Here is a 26,646-nt window from a genome sequence, read left to right on the forward strand (position 1 = left end):
AAATAGAGGTCTCTTTATTACACTATATTAGGTAGTATATCAGCTAATGATATACCCCTAGGGTTCCAGTATCTATGTTTAAAATCCAATACTTTATAGGGTTTATTGAAACTATCTATTAATTGAAAGAAATTATGATCTAACCAAGGTGGCGTCCAAGCTCCAGAACGGGCAATGTGTATAATGGAAATATTAGGTGGGTTACATATTTTATCTGTATCTATATATCTTATATCAAATTTGTCGTTTATTTCTTTAAATTGGCTGCTATTTTCAAAGGAAAAAGGGCTTAAAAGAATGTAGGCTGTTTTTATAATGGAATCGTCTAAAAGCTTCCCTAACCAGTTGGCGCAATTTACTTCAAATTGGAGGGACATTATTCCTCCATAGCCTAGATCAGTGTGGGCATCAAAAGAGTAGATAGTATCACATGAAAATTTTTTTGCTATATAATAGCTGAATTTATGGGAATCAGATACATATAGTTTAGCATTTTTTTGTATATGAAATTTTAAGGATAAGGTTGCTAGAAAACGTTGCATAAGTTCAACATCCATTATTATGGAGGATTCTAAATCCTCTCCTTTTTCCTTATATTGAAAATATCTTTGATACCATATGAAATCCTTATTTCTACTATTTTCAATATAGGAGCCAGACCAATCCTTTTTTAAAGGTACAAAATAGTCCCAGTCAATACTCAAGATATTGACCATCTATAATCCCTCCTATAATCCTATTATATCACTAAAGTATTAAACAAAAGAAGGGAAAAGCAAATTTTTGTAGAATGTTAGAATATAAGGAGTATATGAAATCATGAATAGATTTCAGATTCATTCAGAATAAAATAGGACATATACCTGAAGGATTAATAAGAAATACCAGGCTTGGTGGTGAATATTATTATGACAAAAATGATAAAACTAAATAGGATTTAATAAGATGAAATATTTTGTTAATCTTATTTATTGATTCTACAAATAAAAGATATGGAAAGAAGGGAAATCATGTATAGTCCAACTTATGGTAAGGTAACATATGAGGAAATGATAGATATAATTAAAAATTTTATAAATAAAGCTCCTCAAAGTACCTACAATATTTCCGTAGGTACCGATAGCCAAAACTTTGATTATACAAAGATAGTAGTAGTTGTAGCAATCCATAGAATAGGCAACGGAGGGATATTTTTTTATGATATAAAAAATGTCAAAAGGATAACCAATATTAGTCAAAAGCTATTTTATGAGACTAGCAACAGTTTATCCGTAGCTATGAGGTTATCGGAGGCATTGGAAAAGGAAGGTATAGATTTTGGTATAAGTATCCACGTAGATGCTGGGAAGAATGGCCAATCATCTAAGCTAATACCAGAAATAGTAGGATGGATAAAGGCCTGTGGATTTGGTTGTGAAACCAAGCCAAATTCTTATGCTGCCTCATCTATAGCAGATAAGTATACAAAGTAGGAAAAATTGTCTACTATGCCTAAAATATTCATGCAAAGCTATCAAAAAGGTGTTAAAATATTATTTATTAGTGCCATATTATCTAAGACTAAATATAACAACTATTGGAGGAGATATATGTGAAAAAAATTAGCACTAGAATCATAATAATAGTTTTAATCTGTTCTATATCCATGGCTGGAATAGTGGGGGCCACTAGCATGTATAGGAGTATGAAGGTTATAGAACATGAAGCTAAAGAGAATCTTGTTGAGAAGGCGCAAGTATATGGTGGAAATATAGATAATAGACTAGTTATATATGAGTCCACGAACAATAGTATTTACCAGTTAGTTGATGCAATTATCGATGTAAACAAGCTAGGGGAAGAGGATTATTTGGAGTATTATATTGATAATATCTTGGATCCTACCATTAGAAGAACTATCACAGAAGTTGAAGATTGTATCGGAATTTCTGTAGCTTTTGATCATCGATTTACAGGAAAAACCGAGGGTGCTTGGTGGAAGGTGAATGAAAAGGGACATATAGAGCGTACAGCACAAAGCGATGTATCTAAGAAGGACAAGGATGATCCATCGGCAAAATGGTATTATGATGCCCAAAAGGCAAAGGGAGGAACTTGGAGTGATCCTTATATAAATGATGCAGGGTTAAATGTAATTACTTATTCAACACCTTTATTAATCAATTCTATCTCCATTGGAGTAGTAGGAATAGATCTAAATGTAGAAGGAATTAAAAGGGATGTTGAAAATGTAAAATTATATGACACAGGCTATGCTTTCTTACTTAGTAAGGATTTTGATTATCTAATCCATCCCACATTGGATAGCAGTAGTAATTTCAAAACCATAAACGATGGAAAGTATAATGAAATAGCAGAAAAAATACAAAAAGAACACTCAGGTATAATTGAGACGGATTTTGGTGGAGAAAAAAAGCTCATGGCTTTTGAAAAATTAATGGATGGAAAGATTTTAATCTTAACTGTTCCAAAACCAGAGATATTAAAGAATATGTACAACACCATATATATTATCCTTTTGGTTATGGCTATAGCAGCTATAATATCTATATTTGCTTCTTTGACGGCTGGCAGAAGAATTTCTAAACCTATAAGTATGGTCACTGATATACTAAACACTACAGCTAAATTAGATTTAAGGGATATAGAGGAGACAGGGGAGATAAAGCATATATTAAACAGAGGAGATGAGATAGGTTCAATTTTGAGAGCAACGGCTATGGTGAGGGAAGAGCTGAGGCTTATGATCAAAACCATAGAAGAAGCCACTTTAAATGTTGTAGAAAATACAAATCATCTAAATCAGGCAACTACTGAGACTAGTCAATCCATCAACGATGTAGCTCGAACTGTAGAGGAATTGGCTCAGGCTACTATGGGACAAGCGGAAGATGCGGAAAATGGTGCCACTAAATTGATAAAATTGGCTAAGGAAATAGCTAATGCAGTAGCTAATGGAGAAATAGCTACAGATAATTCTATGGAAGCGGGAAGGATGACGAGAGAGGGAAGTAAGGCTTTAAATAATATGGCAGAAAGAATCAGTATAACAGATAAATCTACTGCTATTGTATCTGAAAACATCAATTCCTTACTGGATAAGTCTAAATCTATAGGCAATATATTGAATTCCATAAAGGATATTTCTGAACAAACGAATCTATTAGCGTTAAATGCAGCTATTGAAGCAGCTAGGGCAGGAGAGGCTGGTAGTGGATTTGCGGTGGTAGCAGAGGAGATTAGGAAACTATCGGAACAAACAGGACATGCTACTGAAAACATAGAGGATATATTAAAATCTATTCAACATGAGATTGAAATAACTAAGGAAAATATGGATGTTTCAGAAGATGCTATGAAAGATGTAAACAATTCTTTACAAATTTCTAACAAAGCTTTTGAGGATATATATTCTACTACTATGAAGGCCATCAAGGCTATAAAGGAATTAAGTGAAGGATTAGAACAAATAGATGAGGATAAAGAAGGCGTAATAATGTCTATAGAAAGTATATCTTCTGTAACAGAAGAAACAGCTGCATCAACGGAGGAATTATCTGCTTCTATGGAGGAACAGGCAGCTACTATGGAAACCATATCTAACAATACGGATAATTTAGTTAAGACTATAAATAATTTGAATGAATTGATAGATAGATTTAAAATATAAATAAACCAGGGCTTAAGCCCTGGTTTATGCAAATGCAATAGCATATCGCCTGTTCAAGGTGGAATATTTTATCTGATCTAATATATGGAATTTATCGATACTCTTTTCTCCAAATTTATCCTTTACTATTTCCTCAATGGATACAGGTTCATAGTCATTATGATCTACGGCTACGTTAAAGTATTTCTGTTTTTGATACTTTGAAGGTATTAGTTTTCTATGGTGATGACCGTGAATATTTATAGTATCTTCTGGTATCTTCTTAATTGGCTTGTGGGTTAATAGAAAACGATGGTTATCTAAGAAGAATTCCATTTTATTATATATTTTTACTCCTTTTTCTTCTAATAGTTTTTTATATCTAAATTTGAAATCATGATTTCCTTTGATTAATATTTTTTCTCCGTTCAAATTTTTCAATAGAAATCTCAGAAATAATCGACTCCCTGCAAAAAAATCTCCTAATATAATTACTAGATCATCATTTTTTATTCTGTTGTTCCAGTTGGAGATCAGAGCCTCGTTCATATCTTTAATATTTTCAAAAGGTCTGTTCCAGAACCATACTGCAAACCAATGGCCAAAGTGGGTGTCTGATATAAAGAAAATATTTTGCAATTTATTAAAACCTCCCTTAAATATAACGTTTTAATATTATAAACTAATTGATAATCATTTTCAAGGCTTTCTTAAAATTATTTATATCAAATAAACTATTAAATTTCTAAAGAAATTCAAAAAGAAAAGAGGATTATTAAATCTAATGTAGAAAACTGTATAATAGGGACAATTATTAAAGGAGGGGTGGGTTTGCAAAGTCTCGTGATGGTTTTCCTACTTATTATACTTATGTTTGTCATTGATTATCCCAAAGTATTTATCCCAATTTTATTAATAATAGGTAGCATATTATTTATTAAGATAAAATTGGATAGGGACCAAATATTGAAAGAAGAAAGAGAAATAGCTCAGGCAAAAGACAGAGCATGGGAAAAATATTTTAATATTAAATCCAAAATAACTTTTCCAGTTGAAACCCATATCGTCCAATATAGAGGAGGAGATGCCAACATAGTAAAGGGAAATCTTCAGATGTGGGTACAGGAAGGTAAGCTATGCTTCTTTCCTTTTATTACTGCAATAAACGAATCTATGGATATACAAGATGTTGGGCTATTTAAGATACTAATTGATGATATTGAGCATTATTTTATGAATCCAGATCAAGAGACTGTTCTAAACTATTATCATGAAGGTAAAAACTATTCCATGATTTTTGCAAATAGGGATTACAAAATATTTAAAAAGCTACTACCAGAAAAAGCCTATTCTTCTGGGGAAGGGGAGATATTATGAAACGGTTTTGACATAAAACAGTTGTTGAAGTTTAATAAGGGTATGTTAGGGAATATATAGTTTATAGTTATGTAAAGGGGTGGATGGAATTGATTTTAATCATAGCCTTAAACCCTTCAATTGACAGGAGGTATTTTATCAACGATTTTGAGGCAGGCAAAAGTTATTCTGCTTATGAGGTGGAATATACGCCTGGAGGGAATGGATTAAATACGGCAAAGATTATCAAATCCTTCAATGAACCCATAAAAGTAACGGGCTTTTGTGGAGGTAGAAGCGGTGAATATGTGAAAGAAACCTTAGATCATATGGGTATAGAACACGATTTTATTACCATTAATGATGAGACTAGAAGTCGTATTGCTGTTCTATCGGATTATGGGGTACAGACGGAGATCGTAGAGAAAAGTCCCTCCATATCTGGGGAAGAGGTGCTCAAGCTTTATGAATTGTATAAGAATATGATACAAGATGCAGAAATAATCTGTGCCTCGGGAGAATTACCTAGGGGTCTGCCGGTAGATATTTATAGGGATTTAATATTGATGGCTAAGGATCAAGGTAAGAAGTTTATTTTAGATACTAGTGGGGAGGCTTTGAAGCTTGGTATAAAAGCATCACCTTTTTTGATAAAGCCCAGCAGGAATGAATTGGAAGAGTTGATGGGTTTTATAATGACTTCTGAGGCAGAAATGGTTAAGGCAGCAAGATATATTACGGAAAACGGTGTAGAAATAGCAGTTATTTCCTTAGGAAAAAATGGAGCCATTGTCCTCTATGGAGATTATTATTATAGGGTTAATGTTCCAAGTATTAAAGCTGTAAATCCAGCGGGAGCTGGAGATGCTATGATGGCAGGCCTTGCTGTTTCTCTGTTTAGGGATTACGATTTTGAATATGTGTTAAGGATAGGGGCTGCTTGTGGTGCTGCCAACGCTATGGAATCGGAGATGGGAAAAATTGATATGGCCCTTATGAAAAGTATAATGAATGAAATAGAAATTGAAAAAAGGTTGATATGGTAGAATCCAAATTTTAAGATTAAAATTTGGATTCTATTGATATAATATAGGATTTTTTTATATTTTTAAATACATATTCACCATGTTCTGCTATTAAAAATTCCTTAAGGAATTCTTTCAAGATTACCTTTTCCTCTTGAACATCTATATGGAATCTATCCATGAAAAAAGTTAATGCTTCATCAAAACTTAAGAAGTACTGAGAAAATTCGTATTCAATCTCCTTATAGTCATAAATGTATTCTAAATAATCTAACATTCTTAATGTATCAGCTAATGTACCCTTATGGGTTCTCTGTTTATGGATAGGTCTATCCAACCTTTTATATAGAATATCTCTTTTAAAATTTTCATCTTGATTCTCGAAAGAAGATATAATGAAACAATATTCATTGGTCAAATCCTTCATCTTTGCAATGCCTTCTATGGTTTTGGTACTGCCACCGCTAAATGCGGATATGGATATATCATGTCTATTGGTTTTTGCCCTATGGAAAGGGGAAATAATACAGTTTAGATTTTCTAACCCGTACTCTTGAGTTTTATCTACTAGAGAATGGATCATATGAAAAGAAGAATCTATAGCTGTTACATGAGCTCCTTCTTTCAATAAAGGTATGGCAAAAGCTCCTGTACCTGCCCCTATATCCAATGTTTTTTTACCCGCTAGGCTTCCTGTATACTTTTTTATTTCTTTTAAAAAGGCATAAGGGTAAGCGTTCTTTGGATGTTCCAAAGCATCATTATACCAATCTATTCTATCTTTGCTCCAGCTAAAGCTAGTAGTTTTTTTAAAAGGTACACCAAAGTCTTTAAGCATATCTATTATTTCCTGGTAAATATAATTCCTATTTTTCTCAGTAATCTCTATGACTAAAACATCATCCCTAGCTCTAATACTATTTAAAAAATGACAATCATAATCTTTTAAAACCCCTAATATTATTTTGTTGCTATCTAGTAGTTCAAATACCTTTGAAGTAAAGGGGTCTATATCCTGTTCCATGAAGCCTAACTCATCCATCACTATTAAATCCCTATTTTTCAAGCTTTTATCTAGAGTAGATGTAATGCCATATTTGAAATTATCTATAAATATCTCTTTTGAGAAGGTTCGTCTATCTACTTTGGCAATAGGATATTTTTCTATATAGTTGTATAGTGATCTTATGGTAAAGGTTTTTATGTGTTCTTCAATCCTCTTTTCTGTAATATACCCTCCTATGGAAAGATCAATTTCTTCAAGTATCTTCTTTAAAAGAGTAGATTTTCCTACACCAATTTTTCCTGTTAAGAAAAGATTATTCATATTTTACCACCCTTCTGGGACAGCAGGGACTGTTTTCCCTGTCCCAAAATTTAAATATTATAGTATATTTCTTTTATATCATATTCTATTCAAAAAATCACCTCCCCATAAGGAATAGCCTGCTTAAAATCCCCTAGATTGTAAATAACGTTTTGAAAGTAATCAATATCACACAAGGATGAAAGCTAATAATGGTAAGAAAATGAATTAAATGTTATAATTGTATGTAGTAAATTTTTAATTGCTATAGAAGGAAATATAGGAAAAGAGGCGATAAATATGCAAATAGTAAAATGCATATCAACCATAGAAGAATTTTCACCAGTGGAATTTGAAACCTTAAATATAGGTGTAGAGATACAGGAGTTTGTTGAACCAAATTTAAAAGATGATGAAATAGAAAATTTAGTATATGAATACGAAAAGCTACTAAAAAATTTTTCCCATACAAAATCTTTACATGGACCCTTTTTAGATCTAAAGCCAGCTAGTCCAGATAGGGATATTAGAAATATAAGTTACAAAAAATATCTTAGAACTTTAGAAATAGCTAGGGAATTAGATATGGATTATGTAATATTTCATAGTCAAATAAATCCATGGCTTAATGAACCCTATATTAAATCTTTAAATAATAATCAAAACAAGGATTTTTGGCATCATATATTAGAAGATATAAAAGGATTTAAAGGGCAGATCGTACTGGAAAATATATTTGAGGACGATCCGTTGATTTTAAAAGAACTTATAGAAACTATAGATTTTCCCAATATAAGGGTTTGTTTAGACATAGGCCATGCTAAGCTTAGAACCAGTAAGCCTTTAGAAAAATGGGTAAAAGAATTAGGTCAATATGTAGAATATGTTCATCTTCACTGGAACGAAGGATTATATGATGAGCATGTAAGACCAGAGGATGAGGATATTAGCTATGTTAAAGAATTGTTATCAAAATACAATACAAATCCTATAGTAGCATTGGAATATAAGGTAAATGATCTCAAAAGAGAAACTCAACGAATAAACAGATTATAATAATTTTTCGGGGAATTAGTATAGTGGAATGAAAGATTTTTATTGTAAGGTTTATAACTATGACGAATAATTTTGACTATTTTTTACTATTATAAATTTGTTTTATGATATAATATTAATATCATAGAGGATTGGGGGTATTAGAATGACCAATGAAGAATTCCAAAAAATAGTATTAGAAGAAATTAAGGCATTAAGGAAAGACGTCATAGAATTAAAGGAAGGGCAATCGGAATTAGAGCAGGGGCAATCGAAATTAGAGCAGGGGCAATCGAAATTAGAGCAAGGGCAATCGAAATTAGAGCAGGGACAAGAAGAGATAAGGAAGGATCTAAAGGCTGTAATCGAACAGACCGCTGATTTGACTGAATTTAGACAAGAAGTTAATGAAAAATTAGATACATTGATTGAAGAAAATGATATAATTAAAGAAATAAATGGTAGACATGAAGTAGATATTAGAAGGTTGAAAAGAAGAATAATATAATTAGATATTATCTAAGTAATTATACAATAGAAAGGAATACAATAATATATGTAAATTTATAAACTGTTGGCTTATATTGAAATAATCATAATAATAATGTGTATTGTTTTTCACAATATTTTATATAACGGAAATGGAGATGATTGTTGTTAATCATCTCTTTTTTACATTAAAAAACAGCATGGACAAATATATCCCACTGCTTTTTTGGTAGTTATCTATTTCCTAACAGCCCCTTTATTAAAGCCTTTTTTACTATATAATAAAAATGTACCGACAGTATTTACTATAGAGGTGATATTTTTGAAAAAAATCTTATTAATTAAGGATGATGAAAATATATCCTTTGGAATAAAGAAAAATGTTGTATTGCTTAAATAATGATATAATATTTAATGTAAACTAAAGGATATGTTATTTTTTTAGTTTCCTTTCTTATTGAATGGATTAGATAATAAGTTAAAAATAAGCAGTAGTACGCAAAATACAAAATTCTAAAAAATAAACAGAGGATGATATTATGGGGAAAATTCTTATTGTAGATGATGAAAATGAAATAGCTGATTTATTAGAATTTTATCTTTGTAATGAAGGATATGAAGTAACAAAAGCAAATAATGGTAAAGATGCAATTCATATAATAAATAATAGAGATGATATAGACTTAGCTTTACTAGATGTTATGCTTCCTGATATTGATGGCTTTACTATTTTAAAAAAAATAAGAAAAGATAGCTACATTCCTGTAATCATGGTAACTGCAAGAGTAGAGGATATTGACAAAATAAAAGGGCTTACCATTGGTGCAGATGATTATATTACAAAACCATTTAATCCACTGGAGCTAATTGCAAGAGTAAAGGCCCAACTTCGTCGAACAAAATCCTATAATAAAACACAGGAATCTGAATCTATAGATATTAATGGATTACATATTGATTTGCCATCTCATAAAGTAAGTGTATATGAAAAAGAAATAGATATTACCCCATTAGAATACGATATACTATTATATTTAGCTCAAAATAGAGGCAGGGTGATATCCTCCGAAGAATTGTTCACAAATATTTGGGATGAAAAGTATTTAGGAAATAACAATACTGTTATGGCTCATATTGCTAGATTAAGAGAAAAGATGTCAGAGGATGCCAGAAAACCAAAGTTTATTAAAACTGTTTGGGGGGTAGGCTATATCATTGAGTGAACATATGAGAAATAAAATTAAGAAAAGATGCTTTATTTGGTCTATATTATATACTATAGCAATAATATTCATGTTTTTTGTATTTAAATCAGTATTGGGTACAAGGATTTATTATGGAGATGAATTTTTTTATCCATTTTATCATTGGGCCAATAACAATAAGGCTTTTGTAGTATTTTTAACTTTAACACTTGGATATTTTACTATAATTTTAATCTATTTTAAAAAGACATTAAAGCATATGGATGAGATTTTAAATGCAATGGAAGAAATATATGCGAAAGATGATGAGCCAATATTTCTTTCTAGAGATTTAGAAGAAGTAAATGAGTATATGAATAAGATCAAATTTAATTTAAGAGAAAATGAGAGAATAGCCAGGGAATCAGAAAAAAGAAAAGAAGATTTAATAGTATACTTAGCCCATGATTTAAAGACACCATTGACATCAATTTTAGGCTATTTAAATATTCTTAAAGATGAAGATGATCTTAGTGAAAGATTTAAAAAGAAATATCTTCAGATTTGCCATGACAAGGCATTAAGGCTTGAAGAATTAATAAATGAATTTTTTGATATTACTCGCTATAATCTTAAGGATATAGTATTAGAAAAAAGTCTAGTAGATTTTAGTTTTATGATGGAACAAATAATATATGAATTTAAACCATTATTAAAAGAGAAGAATTTAAATATAAATAGTAGTATTGAATCGGAAATCAAATTAACTATTGATCCAAATAAAATTGAGAGAGTTATAGACAATATCATAAGAAATGCAATTAATTATTCATATGAAGATAGTAATATAGATATAGTAGTAAATAAGGACAAAGAGGATTTCGTAAACATTTTTGTTGCTAACAAAGGAGCTACAATACCAGCTGAAAAACTAGATCATATTTTTGAAGAATTCTTTAGAATAGATCCTTCAAGAGGTAGCAAAACAGGTTCTGCAGGCCTAGGTTTGGCAATTGCAAAATCCATAGTAGTAGCTCATAATGGAGAAATTGATATAAAAAGTGAAAATGAAACAACAAAAATGCTGGTAAAGCTCCCTATGTAAGATTTTAAAAAAATCGTAAGAAAATCGTAAGAATTTCTCTATAAAAAACGAAAGAACTATGTTTTAAATCTTGATATCATATTATTAAGATTTAAACATAGTTTTTATTATTTATGGGAGGTAAATTAAATGAAGAAAAAATTTGTTAGATTTATGGTATTTGTAATTATAATAGCTGCTTTTATTATGGATAGAGGCTATTTAGGAGCACTGCATATAGATGGAATAAGTAATTATTCAAGTAAATATATCTATGTAATGAATAGAGAAAACAAAAATATAGAATATGAAAAGAATTCTAATAGTAGGACATATCCAGCATCCCTAACAAAGATTATGACCACAATTGTGGCTCTTGAACATATCGAGAATTTATCCGATATAGCACCAGTAGATACAGATACATATCAAACTATGGTGGCTAAAAATTCATCTATGGCAGGCTTTTATGGCAAAGAAGCAGTAACATATAGAGATTTACTCTATGGTACCATGTTACCATCAGGAGGTGAGGCTGCCAATTCTCTTGCTATTCATGTGGCAGGAAGTATAGAGGCTTTTATTAAACTAATGAATGAAAAGGCTTTGGAGCTAGGAATGGAGAATACCCACTTTACCAATGTAGAAGGCCTGGACGATGATAAACAATATACTTCTGCACAGGATATGGCTAAATTATTGGATTATGCATTAGGAAACGGAGATTTTAGGGCAATTTTCACTAAAAAGGAATTTGTAACTACAAAAACTTTAGATCATCCAAATGGAATAAACTTAAAATCTACAGTATTATCCAAATTGGAGGGTATTCATCAAGAGGGGTTTGAAATCATAGGTGGAAAATCAGGAACCACTTCCAAGGCTGGACAATGCTGGGCAACTCTCGGAACAAAGAATAATCAGGAATATATATGTATAGTTATGGGTGCACCACTAAATGATATTAGCAATCCAGATATGAAACAGAGGGAAGACACTATTAAGTTATATGAGAGAATTAAATAATTATAGATATTGAAAAATTTTACAGAATAATTTAGTAGATGGAATAGTTGAGGGATTAGGCAATTATATTAAATAACAGAATTAATATATTATAGAATTTTTAATTAAGGCTATCTATCATAGCTATTAAGTGAATGATATTTATATATTAGTATTACTAAATTTGTAAAATCAAGAATTTAATATTATTAATTGAAAAACAGGGGTAGCATTTAAGCCTAGAAAAATGGATCCAAATGTAAGCTTTTCTATGGAATACAAGGGAATACCTAAAGAAGAAGCTAGGGAAAAGGGAAAAAAGTATTGAACTCCATTGGAATAGATGAGGACAAACAGTCTAGATATCCATCTAATTTATCAGGTGGAGAACAACAAAGGGCAGCCATAGGCAGAACCTTAGCCACAGGAGCAAAGGTAATCTTAGCTGATGAGCCTACAGGAAATCTAGATGATGAAAATGGCAGAAGTCTCAGTTCATGTATGGAGAATAAAGGATGGTACTATTGAAAATGTAAAATAAAATAAATAATTGCCTGTCTATATTTATATTATGATATAATATTATAACTAGGAAATTGAAGTTGGGGGGTATTAATATGACCAATGAAGAATTTCAAAAAATAGTGTTAGAGGAACTTAAAAAATTAAATGAAAAAGTAGACAATTTGGAACAAGGCCAAGCAAAACTAGGGCAGAGCCAAGTAAAACTGGAGCAGAGTCAAACAAAACTGGAACAAGGCCAAGCAAAACTAGAGCAGAGTCAAACAAAACTGGAACAAGGGCAAGCAAAACTAGAGCAGAGTCAAATAAAACTGGAACAAGGCCAAGCAAAACTGGAACAGAGCCAAACAAAACTAGAACAGGGGCAAGAAAAACTAAAACAAGGGCAAGGTAATTTAGAACAAGGACAAGAAGATATAAGAAAAGACCTAAAATCAATAATTGAACAAACTGCAGATTTAACTGAATTTAGGGAAGAGATTAATGCAAAAGTAGATAGAGTAATAGAGGAGCTAAATACAATTGAAATAGTTACATCAAAAAATTGGAATGATATAGCAAGGCTAAAGTCAATAAAATAGGTAGTTTGAAAAAGAACCCATATTCAGAGGGTTCTTTTTGTGTTCTACATACTAAATATGGATTGCTTCCTATTCAATAAAGCCTACATATAACTCCACAAGCCATCCTCTTCCCAGCATTTCCAGCAGGTTGTGTTCTATAATCATCAGGATTCTGATGAATTATTACCGACTTTCCAATAACATCCCTGGGTTTAAACTTATCTGTAAAAAAACTCATTCTAGCGTAACCATTATTTGAAAATATTACAGGAAAATCTCCTGCGTGGTTTCCATGGGGTTGATTTGTCGGGTTGTAATGCTCCCCAGCAGATTGAAAAGGATTCTCCGGATCTGTAATTTCACAGATTCCTATCTCATGTATATGGAATCCGAAAGGACCTATAGGTTGTTTTCCATCTTTAGCAGGTTCATATAGGGGTAATCCCCATACTTCTACATATACTTCAGTACCGCCAGGTACATCATCAAAAAATATATTACCATACAAACTAGGAGCTAGATTGCCTCCTGTGATTTTAGCAAAAGCAGTAGTTTTAGTTTCATAAGGCATAGATTTATCCCCCCTCAAATACATATTATGCAAAAAGGGAAAAAAGGTGTAAAATATTTATAGATAATATGTTAAAATTTATATAGAGGTGATAGTATGAGGAATAATAAGATAGGTCTTGTCCTTGAAGGTGGCGGTATGAGGGGAGCATATACATCAGGGGTTCTTGCTGCTTTTATGGATGAAAATATTAAATTTCCATACGTAATAGGAGTATCAGCTGGTGCAAACAATGGAGCTAATTTTGTGGCAGAACAACGGGAGAGAAATAAGAAAGTATTTGTAGACTATGTAAATCACGAAGATTATTCTGGTTTTAAACACTGGGTAGCTGGTAGGAGTTTCTTTAATATGGACTTTCTATTTGACACATTGCCAAATGATTTGGTGCCTTTTGATTATGAAACCTTTTCAAAATCTTCAACGACTTTTAAGGTTTGTGTAACAGAATGCATGACGGGTCAGCCAGTGTATTTTGAAAAATCCCAGTTTGATGGGGGGGAGTTTATGAGAGATGTGTTGAGAGCATCTAGTAGTTTGCCGATTATATCCCAACCGGTAAGAATAAACGGAAAACTATATTTTGATGGTGGGATTACAGATTCTATACCATTGGAAAAATCCATAGAAGATGGGAATAAATACAATGTAGTGGTGTTAACTAGAAATGAAGGTTATCGAAAGGAGCCTCAAACATTAGGTTTATACTCTAGACATTATCTCAAACAATATCCTAAGATTTTGCATGCTATAGAAGCAAGACATATTAAATACAATATAACTTTGGAAAAGGTTAAGGATTTAGAAGAAGAAGGATTTGTCTATGCTTTTAGACCAATAGAGGATATATCGGTAGATAGATTAGAAAAGGATACTGAAAAACTAAATGAACTATATGAACAAGGCTATAGGGAAGCTATGGAACAAATGGACAAGTTTAAGAGTTGGTTGGATGGTACAGGCAAAGACAAAATAGAAATAATATAGTTTTAATCATACCCTATTCTTAATAGTCGTATATATTTAATATAGGCTTTAGGAATAGGGGGAAAAATGTGAAATTCAATATAGAAAGTATAGTAGTTTTAGAAAAACTGTTAAAACAGAATACTTTTGATGAAAAGGAATTCAATAGATTTGTTAGGACGAAGGGGATTAAAGGTTTTTTAGAACATGAACACTCTATGAACAAATATACTAGTATTAACGATGTAAGGAAGGAAATAAAAAGAATAACAAAATCTAAAGAATACAAGGATAGATATGGATTTCACAAAATAAAAGATAATATACTCCAACTAAGTGAGGATATCCAGTATATAAAAGAAAAGGAGAAGTTTATAATAGACGAAGCAATAGAAGCAGTATATAAAATAGTACCTAGGGATATGTCTATTGATACTAATATATATCTATATGTTGGAGGAGACGATGGAGGTTTTACAGTCAATAGGAACAGGATATATATTAATTATGGTAAATATATTGGAAATGTGGATGAATTTATTAAGATTATTAGTCATGAATTATATCATAGTAGAAATATCCAGTTAAGAGACAGATTCATTTTTTTACTAGAAACATTGCTAAGCCCTAATGGAATTACCCACGAAATCATGTCAAAGATAATAGAGGAAGGTATTGCCTGTTTAGTACAGCATGGACCTATATTAAAAGCAGATGATCCTACTGGAACCTTAACTCAAAGAGGCTTGTTGTTATTGAAGGGAGAGTTTGAGTTATTAAATCAGATTATATTGAAGGGACAAGATGGAATACAGAATAAAAAAAGTATGGAAAGATTGAATATCTATATAATAGGATACCATATTATAACTACTGTTTATAATGGGGAAGGAGTATTAATTTTAGATGATTGGACAAGAAAATTAAAATATAGAAGGATTATTGAAACTTATATAGAAATATGTAATAGGAATAGTGTTCCATCTGGTTTTAGCTGTGAAGCTAAAGACATATTAATAAATACAAGGGAGGGATTTCGTGCTAGATAAGGTGTTTGAAAAATATAAGGAGAACTTTAAGTATTTTGTTATCTTTTTTATATTATCTGTAGCTATGGCATTAGTAACGAAAAGCTCTAACATAACCGCCTTACAATCCACTGAATTAGATATAAACTACAATTTTAAGGAATTTCTTAATGCTAAAAATATAGTCATGGTGATTGTATTCACTTTGTTAGAGGTATATATAGCTACCTATGGGTTATTGTTGTCTAGAAAAGCCATTAAAGAGGAACCAATACATATGAGAGATTCCTTAACTGAGGTATTTTTTTTCTATCCAAGAATTTTAGGCTTGAGCATCATTTTTATTGTTATACTAATACTATCATCCTTACTTATTGGAGGCTTTATAAGGTTAACAACAAGCTTTGGATTTATAATGTTTAATATGATACTATATCTTATTTTAATAATTTTATTTGGGATATTTACGCATACTATTCAAAACTATCTAGTATATTATGATGAAAGTATAGGTTCTTCTATTAAAGGAGGTATTATAGTAGGCAAAAGGTATTTCTTTAGAATATTGGGTTTAATAATATTAGCGTCATTAATAGGTCAGTTGCCCAATATGAAATCGGCAAAGGCCAACTGGATGATATACGTTTTGGGAGTTTTCATACTAAGTATATTTAATATGTTTATTAATTTATATATAACTAATCTATGTAAAGTGAAAGGGCAAAGGGATTGAAAAAAATTTAACAAAAAGTAATAATAATTAGCTCCAATACTTTCCAACACCTATAAATATGTTATAATAGCAATAACAAACAAAAAAAGAGGTGGAGCCTATGATGAGGTTTTTTAAAAGGAACAAACCTGTAGAAATAGTATCTCCTATGTCGGGAAAGATAGTCCCATTAGAGCAGGTAGAAGACGAAGGTTTTTCTACTAAGCGTTTAGGAGATGGTATTGCCATTGAACCTATAGATGGTAAGGTAATAGCGCCTTTTGATGGAGAAATAACTAGTACATACAAGTCCAATCATTGTATAGTTATCAGATCAGAAGAAGGCATAGAACTACTTATACATCTGGGATTAGGAACTATTAAATTAAAGGGTGAAGGTTTTACTCAGCATGTAGCCCTTATGGAAAAGGTAAAAAAAGGAGATGTAATTCTAGAAGCGGATTTAGACGCATTAAAGGAAAAAGGCAAATCCCTTATTTCACCAATAGTGATAACTAATATGGGAAGAGTGGAAACCTTAGAAAAAGCTGAAGGAAATGTGGAAAAAGGCGTTTCAAATATAATGACTGTGACTTTGAAGAAAAGTAAATATTAGTGGGGATGAGGATAGGCAGGCCGATAAATACAATGGTCTGCTTTTGTTTTGCGCAAATTATGTCGGATGATGAAAAAATATTACACAATAACAAATAGATCATGAAAAAATATTACAACTATATTATAATGAAATTAACATAATAAACATGGGGGAGTTAAATGTCAAAATCTATACTAATCAAGATGAAACAGGGAATGAATAGTTTCAGACCTTCGGAACAAAAGATTGCAAAGTATATAATAGATAACCCAAAAGAGGCTGGGGAATTATCCGTTATGGAAATGGCAAAAATGAGCGATACTAGTGTAGCTAGTGTAATTAGGCTCTGCAAAACACTAGGGTTAAAAGGATATCAGGATTTAAAGATTGCCATATCAATTGGTGCAATGGAGGATAGGAAAAAGGACAAGGTTCTTCATGAAGAGATCAATGCTGACGATTCTCCTAAGATCATATTGGATAAGATGGCAGCTGGAAGTATTCAGGCTATTGAAGAAACTAGGGAGGTTTTAAGTATTCCAAATCTAGAAGCGGCTATAGATGCAATTGATAAGGCGAATAGCATACATGTATTTAGTGTAGGTGCCTCATCTATTGTTGGATTGGATGCTCAATATAAGTTTTCACGAATCAATATGCCTACCTTTATGTATTTTGACCATCATATTCAGATAACATCAGCAGTACATTTAACGAAAAAAGATGTAGCTATAGGAATATCTCACTCTGGTAGAACTAAAGAAGTAATAGATGTGTTGAAGATCGCCAAGGATAGAAATGCTACTACTATAGCCATAACCCAATATGGAAAGTCCCCAATTCAGGAGGTGTCGGATATAGTTTTATATACCGCTAGTGTGGAGAACAACTTTAGATCTGGGGCTATGGCCTCTAGGATGGCTCAATTATTAGTTATCGATAGTTTGTTTATTGGGGTTGCATGTAGACGATATGATGATGTAATAGGATACTTGGAGTTAACACGAGAAGCCTTAGAAGATAAAAAATATTGATATTAATATAGAGATTGTGGAGGTAATATAGGTGAACTTAATAACAGAAAAATCTAATGATAGATCTAAGAACATAGATAAGAAATCGACTATTGAAGTATTAAAAATAATGAATGAAGAGGATAAATTGGTAGCTTATGCAGTAGAAAAGGAAATACCAAGTATTGCAAAGGCTGTAGATGAAATAATTAAATCATTTCAAGATGGTGGTAGATTGATCTATATTGGCGCTGGGACTAGTGGTAGGTTAGGAATATTAGACGCATCAGAATGTCCACCTACTTTTAGCACTGAAAAGGATCAAGTTGTAGGCATAATAGCAGGGGGAGAAAAAGCTTTTACCGAAGCTATAGAAGGTGCTGAGGATGATACCTCTGCAGGTATGAAGGATTTAGAAGATATAAACCTAACTAAATTGGATACAGTCGTAGGAATAACTGCTAGTGGGAATACCCCTTATGTATTAGGAGCTATAGAATATGCCAATAAAATAGGTGCAACTACTGTTGGATTGTGTTGTAACGATAATAGTAAATTACCTAAATTGGCAAGTATAGCTATAACTCCAATTGTTGGACCTGAAATAATAGCAGGCTCTACTCGGTTAAAATCAGGTACTGCCCAAAAAATGGTGCTTAATATGCTTTCTACAGCTTCCATGATAGGAATTGGCAAGGTATACAACAATTTAATGGTAGATTTAAACCCCTCTAACAATAAATTAGTAGATAGGTCTAAGAGAATCATTATGGAAGCTACAGGTGTAAAGGAAGATATAGCAGAGAAATACCTAGAATTATCGAAAAATAAACCTAAAATTGCAATAGTAATGATAGAGACAAAATGTAGCTATGATGAGGCAGTAGAGCTTCTTGATAAGTATGATGGGTCTATTTATAAAGCTATAAGGTATAAATTGTCTAATTAATTGAATTGAAAAAGTTTAATATCCTTTACTTGCCAATAGGGCACTAATATATATTATCCTATCGATAGATTGGCAGGGGAAGGATTTACATAAAGTTTGAAAGGGGGGAATTATTAATACAATTTATTATTAAAAGAAGGAGGTAAAAAAGATGAGTAACAAATTTTCAATTCTTGCAGAGGAAATAGTCAAAAATGTTGGCGGTGAAAGTAATGTCGCTGCTTTCGAAAATTGTATGACACGACTTAGAATTACACTTAAGGACATGTCCAAATTTAAGAAAAATACTTTAGAAAAAGTAGATGGAGTAATGGGAATTGTAGAGTCAGGTAATCAGATACAAGTAGTTGTTGGACCAGGAGTTGCAAATAAGGTAGCATCAGTGATTAGAGAAACTACAAATATATCCGTAGAAGATGTGGTAGACTTTGGAGATGCAGAAGGAGTTAAGGCACAGGTCAAAGAGCAATATAAAGCAGCACCAAGTGATTTTTTAGGCAAAATATCTAGTATCTTTATTCCTTTAATTCCAGCTTTCATAGGTTCAGGACTAATAATGGGTATTAACAATATCCTTATGAAGACTACAAATATTAATCCAAATATTACAGGACTATTAGGGGTGTTTTCTGGAGCTGTATTTGGCTATATGGCCATTATGGTAGGCATGAATGCCGCAAGAGTATTCGGTGCTTCTCCAGCAATTGGAGGGTTGATGGCAGGGATAACCATATCCCCTGGATTAGCAGGATTAACCATGTTTGGAAGAGAATTAGTACCAGGTCGAGGTGGAATAATAGCTGTATTATTAGTTGTTTGGTTTGCATCTATAATTGAAAAATGGCTAAGAAAAGCAATACATGAATCGGTAGAACTAATATTAACGCCATTACTAACAGTATTGATATCTGGATTTGTTGCTGTATTAATATTACAACCAATAGGCGGATTTATTTCAGATGCCATTGGAGCAGCAGCTACTGGAGCAATTGAGAAAGGTGGCCTATTTACAGGAGCCATACTAGGTGGAACTTTCTTGCCTTTGGTTATGACTGGACTACATCAAGGTCTAACCCCAATCCATGCAGATTTGCTACAAAACACTGGCGTAACCACCTTGTTACCAATCCTTGCAATGGCAGGGGCTGGGCAAGTAGGAGCAAGTATTGCTGTATTGGTTAAGACAAAGAATGAAAGATTAAAGAAAACAGTAAAATCCGCACTACCCGTTGGAATATTAGGAGTAGGAGAACCGCTAATATACGGTGTTACCTTACCATTAGGGAAACCTTTCCTTGGAGCTTGTATTGGTGGAGCCGTTGGAGGAGCCATAGTTGCACCTTTTAAAGTAGGGGCTATGGGAATGGGTATATCAGGCCTACCTTTGGCTATTATCATCGATCAAGGGAATGTAGGATATTATCTATTAGGAATACTAGGAGCCTATATAGGTGGATTTATTGCTACTTATCTAATAGGTTTTGAAGATCCGGTAGAATAAAATTAATCAAAAACTCAAGGTGCACTAGTGTACCTTGAGTTTTTAAATAAGGGGTGATTTTAAATGATAGGAATTTCTGCTTATGCAGGCTTGGAAATTGATATAGAAGAAATACTAAAGTATATTGAAGAAGCTCATCATATGGGTATAGATCTACTATTTACATCTGCTCATATACCTGAAGTAGGAGAAAGTTTTGAAGATGATTTCGAAAGAATATTGAACTTGTGCAATGAATTAGGTATTACGACTATTGTAGATATTTCAAAGGATTATTTTGAAAGTTTAGATTTAAATAGATATAAAATAGACTATATAAGACTAGATTTTGGTTTTACCTTAGAGGAAGCAGCATTGATGACAAAGGAGCAGGGCTATGGTATATCCGTTAATGCTACAACCTTTGATGAAGAACAGATAGAAGAGTTTATTAAATATGGTGGTAGATTAGATAAAATAAATGCTTGCCACAATTTTTATCCAAGAAGGGATACAGGCATATCAGAGGAATTGTTTATAGAAAAAAATCGCATATTTAAAGAGTATGGTATTAAAACCATGGCTTTCATTCCTACAAATTATAAAAGAAGGGGTCCCGTGTATGAAGGATTGCCCACTCTAGAAGAGCATAGGGATATGAATCCAATAGTATCAGCTCAGCATCTATTAATGCTAGGGGTAGATTTTATAGTAGTAGGAGATGCAATGGCTTCTATTGATGAATTGCAGGTTTTATCTTCTATTGAAGAAGATGTTACATTACTACCTGTAGAGCTTAAGGACAATATATCAGAAGTAGAGTTATCCTTATTAAGGCAAGTTCATACTAACAGAGTGGACCCAGGTGAATACGCAATTCGTTCTCAGGAATCTAGGCTTATAAAAGAAGGTATTATACCACCTAATAATAACAATATAATGAGGAAGAAATATTCTATAACAATAGATAACGAAGGATATAATAGATACGAAGGGGAATTGCAAATATTAAAAAAGGATTTGAATGCAGACCCTAGGGTAAATATAGTAGCAGATGGATACGAAGCTAGAATTCTAATAGAACTATTGCAACCGGGAGAAAAATTCAAATTTTATTTCTAGATATAAAATATATGTTATAATCTTATAAAACAAACTATAATTCTATACACGAGAGGAGAAGGAGCATGCTTAATTTTTTCAAAAAAAATAAAATAATAGAATTGGTATCACCTATGACAGGAAGGATAATACCAGTGGAAGAAGTGCCAGATAAGGTATTTTCAGATAAGATGATTGGAGATGGAATAGCTATAGAACCATCCGATGGAAAAATTGTATCTCCAGTAGATGGAACTGTTACTACTATATTCCCTACAAACCATGCTATTGGTTTAGTTACTAAAGAGGGTTTAGAAATACTTATACACATTGGACTGGATACTGTAGAATTAAATGGAGCAGGATTCAACCGATTAACTGAGGTAGATACTAGAGTGAAAAAGGGAGATCCATTGATGGAATTTGATCCTAAACTAGTGGTAGAGAAAGGTAAATCTCCGATCACACCTATAATAATCACCAATATGGATAAAGTAAAAAAACTCGAAAAGAATAGTGGAGGAGTTGAAAGAGGAAATCAAATAATATACACAGTGGAATTAAGCTGATGAAAAATAGATAAAATTTAAGTCCTATGGAATGTTAAGAATTGATAACGTTTGCCATAGGACTTGTTATTTTTTAATCCATTAATATGTGATATAATTTTAATGAACTGGATGTAACAAGGGGGTATTAAAATGGTTAAGTTTATCCATACAGGAGACTTACACCTTGGATTACAATTTAAAGATGTTTCCTTCCCAAGGGATATAGCAATGAAAAGAAGGGTAGAGCTATGGAATACTTTTCATCGCATAGTAGACAAGGCTATCAGTGATAAAGTAGACTTTCTTTTTATAGCAGGTGATCTATATGAGGAAGAATACTTTACCTTAGGGGATATTAAAAGGGTAAGGGATATTTTAAGCAGAGCGGAAGATGTAGAAATAATAATTGTAGCAGGAAATCATGATCCCCTTAGTAGGAACTCTTTATACAATAGGATTACATGGCCTGAAAATGTCACTATATTTAATTCTCCATATATAGAAGGCCGAGAATATCCGGATAAAAATGTTTGTGTTTATGGATATAGTTGGGATAGAGGAGAGATTAGAGAACAAATACTAGAAACAGTAAAAGATATAGATGAGGAAAAGATAAATATACTGCTCATCCATGGAGACATATTTGATAAGGATAGCGTCTATCTCCCCATAGATAAAAATCATTTGGAAAGCTTAGGCTTTGATTATATTGGACTAGGGCATATCCACAAACCCAATATCATATCCTCTAGGATGGCTTACTGTGGCAGCCCAGAGCCTTTGGACTTTGGAGAACAAGGAGAACATGGAATTATTCAAGGAACAATAGATAAGGGGATTGCCAACATAGATTTTATTCCATTTAGCAATAGAATGTTCTTGGAAAGGACTTTGAAGATAGATCCTGCCCTTGGATATGAGGATATAGTAAAGGAAATCAGAAATTGTGATGAAAAAATCAATCTTAGAAAAAATCTATATCGCATCAAGTTAGAAGGAGTTCTTAATAGAGAAATAGAACTTGATATTGAAGATATGGTAAACAGTTTGGAAGAAGATTTTTATTATATTGAACTGACAGATAATACAATATTAGATTATGATTTAGATAGCCTAGAAAGGGAGAACCAAGACAATATCATAGGATACTTCATAAAAGCTATGAAGGAAAAGGATTTAGAAGACAAAGTGGTTAGGGAGGCTTTATACGTTGGTTTAGAGGCCTTGATGAAAGGCAAGGTGGGATGATGATATTACAGGAATTAAATCTTGTTTCTTTTGGAAAATTCGAAAAGGAAATAATCCGACTTCAAAAAGGACTAAATATCATATATGGGGACAATGAATCGGGGAAAACTACAATACATAATTTTATAGATGGAATGTTCTATGGTTTTTTAAAGCCCTATGCCAAGAGGAGAAATTATCTAGATGAACACGACAAATATAGACCTTGGAATAGGGATGAATATTTAGGTACACTGAAATTTATCAAAGATGAAAAAATCTATAGAATCCAAAGGGATTTCAACAATGGTGAAGTATGGGTTTACGATGATTTGACAGGCAGAGATGTAACAGCCGATATAGACAATGGTGAAAAGATAAAAGTCCATCTACCAGGTATTTACTTTTTTGATTTCAACAATCTAGTTTATAAAAACACCATATCCATAAAACAATTGGGAAATCAAGTGGATTCTAATCTAGCTACGGAAGTTAAGGATAGATTAGCCAATATTAGTACTAGTTTAGATGATGATATTTCCGTAAAAAATGCCATAGAGGATTTAGACAAACAACTAGACCAGATTGGGACAATAAGGGCCTATACTAAACCCTATGGTAGAGCTGTAAAGGATTTAGAGAAGCTAAAAGCGGATAAAAAGGATTTAATATTGAAACAGGAAGAATATCATTCATACATGAGTCAATCTATTACTTTGGACAAGAAAATAGAAGAAGAAAGGGAAAATTTAAAAGAACTAAAAAGACTGTTGGAAAAAACTCAGTTATTAGAGAAGAAAACAAATTATGAAGATGGCCTAAAGATAAAAGAGGAATTAGTAAAAATAGATAAAAAGATAGAAGAACTAAAACCCTATTCAAATCTATCTTTTGACGATTATACCAAGGCATTAAAATTGGAAAGTAATATTGAACATGTATCCAGGGAAATTCAGGAATTAGGTATATTATTAGACGATATAGACAATGAATTAAAAGCTTTAGAATTAGAGGAACAGGAAGGAATTGTAGATGGCATTACAGCTGAAAAACTGTATGATGATGTGGAAATATTTGATGAAATGGAAGAGGAAAAAAACAACATTATCATGAACAGCAATCAAAATAGACTAGATATTTTAAATTCTCAATTAAAGGGTAAAATTGATAAAGATAATAGATTTAATAAAATCATAATCCTTTTAGTAGTTTTAGCTATAGGTGCTTTAGGTATGACATTTATTAATATTGTCTTAGCATTTTTGGCAATTCCTTTATTTGGCGTAGCCTTATATGCAAGAACTATTCGAAAAAAAATTCGAGAGGAAATAGATCAATTGGAAGGGGAAATTGAGAGAATATGTATTCAAGAGAAAGACCAAAATCAAAGGCTTAAAGATATAGAAAACCATCAAAGAGATATACTGTCTATATATAGTTGCAGTTCAAAATCCCAGTTAAAAAGATTACGGGAAGATATATACTTTAAACAGATGAATCACACCAATAGAGTAGATAAAGTCAATAGACTTAACAAAAACAGAAAAGATGCTGTAGTAAAGTTACGAGCAAAGAACAGGGATAAAAAAATTTGGATAGACGATAAGGATTTAATTCTATCTAGAAACAAATCTCAGACTATTGAGGAATTTAGCCACGGGTTAGAAAAAAAGGATTATCATGAAACATTGATTAAGGATAAGAAAAATAAGATTGATATTTTAGAAAAAACATTAGGAAACTTTAGTTTAGAGGAATTAAAGGAGACGGTAGGCGGCTATGAAAGAGAGTATTTTAAAGATGTAGAAGGGATAGATGTGGAAGAACTATCTAACAAGATATTAGAAGTAGAGGATTCTTTAACCCATCTTTCTAATACTAAGGCACGACTGGAAGAGAGAATTGATAATTTAAATCAACATGTTAAACGATTGATGGTTGTTGAAGAAGAAATAGCTAGGCTTAATAATTTAATCAAAGACTATGAGGATAGGATAAAGTCCATAGAAATAGCTAAAGATACCATAGACAGTATATCTAAGGAGATACATGATCAGTTTGCACCAGCTATTAATAAAAAGGTTAGTAAAATAATGGGGTTTATAACTGATGGCAAATATGATCAGGTAAAGATAAATGATGATTTAAATATTACCGTAGAAAACCCAGCTACTAAAGAGATAATAGATATTGGTAGCTTGAGCGGAGGCACTATAGACCAGCTGTATTTTGCTTTAAGGTTTAGCATTACATCCTCCATGGAAACTGAGGATCTTCCTTTGATATTGGATGATTGTTTTATTCAATATGATGATACTAGGCTTATAAACATACTAAAATATTTAAGCGATATAAGCAATAGAAAGCAGATTTTGCTCTTTACCTGCCAAAACAGGGAAAGGGAAATATTAGATGAATTAGGGTTAAAGTATAACTTAATCCAATTGACTTAATCCATTACATTAAGTCTTGTAAAACAGGCTATTAGTCATTAGGACCTTTAAGTTAAACTTTAACATCAATAGAGGTGATGCCTTTGATATATGCAATAGGAGACTTACATTTGGATTACTCCAAGAAAAAACCCATGGATATATTTGGGGAACAATGGGTTGATCATGAAGAGAAGATATTCAAAAATTGGAATAGTTTAATTGATGATGAAGATATAGTATTATTGCCTGGGGACATTTCCTGGGCGTTAAAGCTTGATGAAGCTTATGCCGATTTAAGGAGGATAGACCAATTACCTGGACAAAAGATAATTACAAAAGGCAATCATGATTACTGGTGGCAAGGACCGAAGAAACTAAAGGAATTGAACTTAGATTCTATAATTTTCTTACAAAATAGTAGCTTTACTTATGAAAATGTTGGCATTGGCGGAACTAGAGGGTGGATATCTGAAGATGTAGAAGATTTTAGCGAAAAAGATGAAAGGATATTTAATAGGGAGTTAAACAGGTTAAAACTATCCTTAGATTCTATTGATAAAAATGTAGATGTAAAAATAGCCATGTTGCATTATCCACCTTTTAATATGGATTCAACTCCCAATGGATTTGTAAACCTTATGGAAGAGTATCATGTGGATATATGTATATATGGTCATCTCCATGCAGAAGGTCATAACTATGTAATTGAAGATATGGTCCAAGGAATACAGTTTTACTGCGTTTCCAGTGATTATATAGATTTTATCCCAAGAAAAATAATTTTATGAGGAGGGTAA

Annotated in this window: 27 protein-coding genes; 23 read left to right on the forward strand and 4 right to left on the reverse strand. The window is 32.0% G+C overall.

What is annotated here, in order from left to right:
- Positions 1 to 17: 17 nt before the first annotated feature.
- Positions 18 to 716 carry an arginase gene (locus C3E88_RS02090; protein ID WP_236908391.1) on the reverse strand — a complete coding sequence of 233 codons (699 nt, stop codon included), beginning with the start codon at positions 714 to 716 and terminating at the stop codon, positions 18 to 20.
- Between the two features lie 255 nt (positions 717 to 971).
- Between C3E88_RS02090 and C3E88_RS02095 the strand changes: the two genes are divergently transcribed.
- Both C3E88_RS02095 and C3E88_RS12400 read left to right on the forward strand, forming a co-directional pair.
- The gene (locus C3E88_RS02095) at positions 972 to 1,472 is read left to right on the forward strand and encodes a ribonuclease H-like YkuK family protein (protein WP_336513052.1); all 501 of its coding nucleotides are present in this window, start codon (positions 972 to 974) and stop codon (positions 1,470 to 1,472) included.
- A 119-nt stretch (positions 1,473 to 1,591) separates the two neighbouring features.
- Positions 1,592 to 3,670, forward strand: coding sequence for a methyl-accepting chemotaxis protein (locus tag C3E88_RS12400; RefSeq protein ID WP_236908392.1), 2,079 nt, complete (start codon positions 1,592 to 1,594; stop codon positions 3,668 to 3,670).
- Between the two features lie 24 nt (positions 3,671 to 3,694).
- On the opposite strand, the gene C3E88_RS02105 is transcribed toward C3E88_RS12400, so the two are convergent.
- On the reverse strand, positions 3,695 to 4,288 hold the full coding sequence (locus tag C3E88_RS02105; RefSeq protein WP_236908393.1) for a metallophosphoesterase: 594 nt from the start codon (positions 4,286 to 4,288) through the stop codon (positions 3,695 to 3,697).
- A 192-nt stretch (positions 4,289 to 4,480) separates the two neighbouring features.
- Here C3E88_RS02105 and C3E88_RS02110 point away from each other — a divergent pair, with 192 nt between their 5' ends.
- Positions 4,481 to 5,026, forward strand: a complete 546-nt coding sequence (locus C3E88_RS02110) for a hypothetical protein (protein WP_236908394.1) — start codon at positions 4,481 to 4,483, stop codon at positions 5,024 to 5,026.
- A gap of 83 nt (positions 5,027 to 5,109) precedes the next feature.
- Positions 5,110 to 6,051, forward strand: coding sequence for a 1-phosphofructokinase family hexose kinase (locus C3E88_RS02115; RefSeq protein WP_236908395.1), 942 nt, complete (start codon positions 5,110 to 5,112; stop codon positions 6,049 to 6,051).
- A 16-nt stretch (positions 6,052 to 6,067) separates the two neighbouring features.
- On the opposite strand, the gene C3E88_RS02120 is transcribed toward C3E88_RS02115, so the two are convergent.
- A complete protein-coding gene (locus C3E88_RS02120; RefSeq protein ID WP_236908396.1) occupies positions 6,068 to 7,357 on the reverse strand; it encodes a nucleoside-triphosphatase in 1,290 nt (429 codons plus the stop codon).
- Positions 7,358 to 7,636: 279 nt separating this feature from the next.
- Here C3E88_RS02120 and C3E88_RS02125 point away from each other — a divergent pair, with 279 nt between their 5' ends.
- The 7 genes from C3E88_RS02125 (at position 7,637) to C3E88_RS02155 (ending at position 13,236) form a co-directional block, all read left to right on the forward strand.
- Positions 7,637 to 8,392, forward strand: coding sequence for a sugar phosphate isomerase/epimerase family protein (locus tag C3E88_RS02125; protein ID WP_236908397.1), 756 nt, complete (start codon positions 7,637 to 7,639; stop codon positions 8,390 to 8,392).
- 145 nt (positions 8,393 to 8,537) lie between these two features.
- The gene (locus tag C3E88_RS02130; RefSeq protein ID WP_236908398.1) at positions 8,538 to 8,879 is read left to right on the forward strand and encodes a hypothetical protein; all 342 of its coding nucleotides are present in this window, start codon (positions 8,538 to 8,540) and stop codon (positions 8,877 to 8,879) included.
- Positions 8,880 to 9,396: 517 nt separating this feature from the next.
- Positions 9,397 to 10,083, forward strand: coding sequence for a VanR-ABDEGLN family response regulator transcription factor (vanR, locus tag C3E88_RS02135; protein ID WP_236908445.1), 687 nt, complete (start codon positions 9,397 to 9,399; stop codon positions 10,081 to 10,083).
- 4 nt (positions 10,084 to 10,087) lie between these two features.
- Positions 10,088 to 11,149, forward strand: a complete 1,062-nt coding sequence (locus tag C3E88_RS02140; protein ID WP_236908399.1) for a sensor histidine kinase — start codon at positions 10,088 to 10,090, stop codon at positions 11,147 to 11,149.
- 129 nt (positions 11,150 to 11,278) lie between these two features.
- Positions 11,279 to 12,154: a D-alanyl-D-alanine carboxypeptidase family protein gene (locus C3E88_RS02145; RefSeq protein WP_236908400.1), complete on the forward strand. Its 876-nt coding sequence runs from the start codon at positions 11,279 to 11,281 to the stop codon at positions 12,152 to 12,154.
- A gap of 303 nt (positions 12,155 to 12,457) precedes the next feature.
- Positions 12,458 to 12,661, forward strand: coding sequence for an ATP-binding cassette domain-containing protein (locus C3E88_RS02150; protein ID WP_236908401.1), 204 nt, complete (start codon positions 12,458 to 12,460; stop codon positions 12,659 to 12,661).
- A gap of 89 nt (positions 12,662 to 12,750) precedes the next feature.
- Positions 12,751 to 13,236: a hypothetical protein gene (locus C3E88_RS02155; RefSeq protein WP_236908402.1), complete on the forward strand. Its 486-nt coding sequence runs from the start codon at positions 12,751 to 12,753 to the stop codon at positions 13,234 to 13,236.
- Positions 13,237 to 13,309: 73 nt separating this feature from the next.
- Here the strand turns inward: C3E88_RS02155 and C3E88_RS02160 are convergent, their stop codons facing one another.
- Entirely contained in the window at positions 13,310 to 13,789 is a 480-nt protein-coding gene (locus tag C3E88_RS02160; RefSeq protein WP_236908403.1) for a superoxide dismutase family protein, read from the reverse strand.
- A 96-nt stretch (positions 13,790 to 13,885) separates the two neighbouring features.
- Here C3E88_RS02160 and C3E88_RS02165 point away from each other — a divergent pair, with 96 nt between their 5' ends.
- The 12 genes from C3E88_RS02165 (at position 13,886) to C3E88_RS02220 (ending at position 26,637) form a co-directional block, all read left to right on the forward strand.
- Complete coding sequence (locus tag C3E88_RS02165; RefSeq protein ID WP_236908404.1) at positions 13,886 to 14,776, forward strand: patatin-like phospholipase family protein; 891 nt, start codon at positions 13,886 to 13,888, stop codon at positions 14,774 to 14,776.
- Between the two features lie 68 nt (positions 14,777 to 14,844).
- Complete coding sequence (locus C3E88_RS02170; protein ID WP_236908405.1) at positions 14,845 to 15,804, forward strand: DUF5700 domain-containing putative Zn-dependent protease; 960 nt, start codon at positions 14,845 to 14,847, stop codon at positions 15,802 to 15,804.
- The gene (locus C3E88_RS02175; RefSeq protein ID WP_236908406.1) at positions 15,794 to 16,516 is read left to right on the forward strand and encodes a hypothetical protein; all 723 of its coding nucleotides are present in this window, start codon (positions 15,794 to 15,796) and stop codon (positions 16,514 to 16,516) included. The genes C3E88_RS02170 and C3E88_RS02175 overlap by 11 nt, the downstream gene beginning before the upstream one ends.
- A gap of 100 nt (positions 16,517 to 16,616) precedes the next feature.
- The gene (locus C3E88_RS02180; RefSeq protein WP_236908407.1) at positions 16,617 to 17,111 is read left to right on the forward strand and encodes a PTS sugar transporter subunit IIA; all 495 of its coding nucleotides are present in this window, start codon (positions 16,617 to 16,619) and stop codon (positions 17,109 to 17,111) included.
- Between the two features lie 161 nt (positions 17,112 to 17,272).
- Entirely contained in the window at positions 17,273 to 18,127 is an 855-nt protein-coding gene (locus C3E88_RS02185; protein ID WP_236908408.1) for a MurR/RpiR family transcriptional regulator, read from the forward strand.
- Between the two features lie 31 nt (positions 18,128 to 18,158).
- Entirely contained in the window at positions 18,159 to 19,055 is an 897-nt protein-coding gene (murQ, locus tag C3E88_RS02190; RefSeq protein ID WP_236908409.1) for an N-acetylmuramic acid 6-phosphate etherase, read from the forward strand.
- 151 nt (positions 19,056 to 19,206) lie between these two features.
- The gene (locus tag C3E88_RS02195) at positions 19,207 to 20,556 is read left to right on the forward strand and encodes a PTS transporter subunit EIIC (RefSeq protein WP_236908410.1); all 1,350 of its coding nucleotides are present in this window, start codon (positions 19,207 to 19,209) and stop codon (positions 20,554 to 20,556) included.
- Between the two features lie 63 nt (positions 20,557 to 20,619).
- Positions 20,620 to 21,657 (forward strand): MupG family TIM beta-alpha barrel fold protein, encoded by a 1,038-nt coding sequence (locus tag C3E88_RS02200; RefSeq protein ID WP_236908411.1) that lies wholly within the window; start codon positions 20,620 to 20,622, stop codon positions 21,655 to 21,657.
- A gap of 65 nt (positions 21,658 to 21,722) precedes the next feature.
- Positions 21,723 to 22,205: a PTS sugar transporter subunit IIA gene (locus C3E88_RS02205; protein WP_236908412.1), complete on the forward strand. Its 483-nt coding sequence runs from the start codon at positions 21,723 to 21,725 to the stop codon at positions 22,203 to 22,205.
- Between the two features lie 132 nt (positions 22,206 to 22,337).
- Positions 22,338 to 23,435, forward strand: a complete 1,098-nt coding sequence (locus tag C3E88_RS02210; RefSeq protein ID WP_236908413.1) for a metallophosphoesterase family protein — start codon at positions 22,338 to 22,340, stop codon at positions 23,433 to 23,435.
- On the forward strand, positions 23,435 to 25,867 hold the full coding sequence (locus tag C3E88_RS02215; RefSeq protein WP_236908414.1) for an ATP-binding protein: 2,433 nt from the start codon (positions 23,435 to 23,437) through the stop codon (positions 25,865 to 25,867). Before C3E88_RS02210 ends, C3E88_RS02215 begins: the two co-directional genes overlap by 1 nt.
- A 77-nt stretch (positions 25,868 to 25,944) precedes the next feature.
- Positions 25,945 to 26,637: a metallophosphoesterase gene (locus C3E88_RS02220; protein ID WP_272878371.1), complete on the forward strand. Its 693-nt coding sequence runs from the start codon at positions 25,945 to 25,947 to the stop codon at positions 26,635 to 26,637.
- Positions 26,638 to 26,646 lie beyond the last annotated feature (9 nt).

The organism is Clostridium sp. Cult3, from assembly GCF_021655115.1.
Classification (GTDB): Bacteria; Bacillota; Clostridia; order Tissierellales; family Tepidimicrobiaceae; genus PPXY01.